The following is a 478-nucleotide window of genomic DNA, read 5'->3' as shown; positions in this document are numbered from 1 at the left end:
GTCAGATTTCCGAGCGATGGTCGGGCCATGACTTTGGCGACGCCAGCGCGGAACTGAATTTGGTCGGAGGCTTCCAGAACAAGGTTCAGCGCCGGAAGGAAATCTGTATAGGAGTTTTCCACCGTGCGGAGCGCAAGTCCGCCACTGCCAGGCACATAACCCGAAGCAGTGGTAGTCGTTTCAACATACCGCGCACCGATATCTCCACGGAGATTCATGCCTGACAGGTCGGTTTCGAAGTCGAGCTGGACGTAGCCGCCCAAGTCTTCTTCTTCGACCGAACGGTTGCTTTGAGGCCTTGAGCCGATGTCCCCTGTGATATCCAGGATGCCGCTCAAGTCGATGGCGGCGTCCCAATTGGCGCTAACCCACGACGTATCGTTGGAGCCGTAGTCCAGTCCGTTTCCATAACCGCTTACCAGTCCAACCAAGTCACCACTGACGACTGGCGGCTCGGTGAAGCCGTCGAGATCTGCGA

General features: G+C 57.3%; 1 protein-coding gene. It reads right to left on the bottom strand.

Annotated elements, in window-relative coordinates; all coding sequences use genetic code 11:
- The coding region (locus tag B4F73_RS06240; RefSeq protein ID WP_290482767.1) for a TonB-dependent receptor domain-containing protein at nt 1–478 on the bottom strand (478 nt) is incomplete at both ends.

Source organism: Hyphomonas sp. UBA3601 (assembly GCF_002375605.1).
GTDB lineage: Bacteria > Pseudomonadota > Alphaproteobacteria > Caulobacterales > Hyphomonadaceae > Hyphomonas.
Note: the sequence above shows the minus strand (reverse complement) of the source record. Positions and strands in the feature narration are given on the sequence as shown.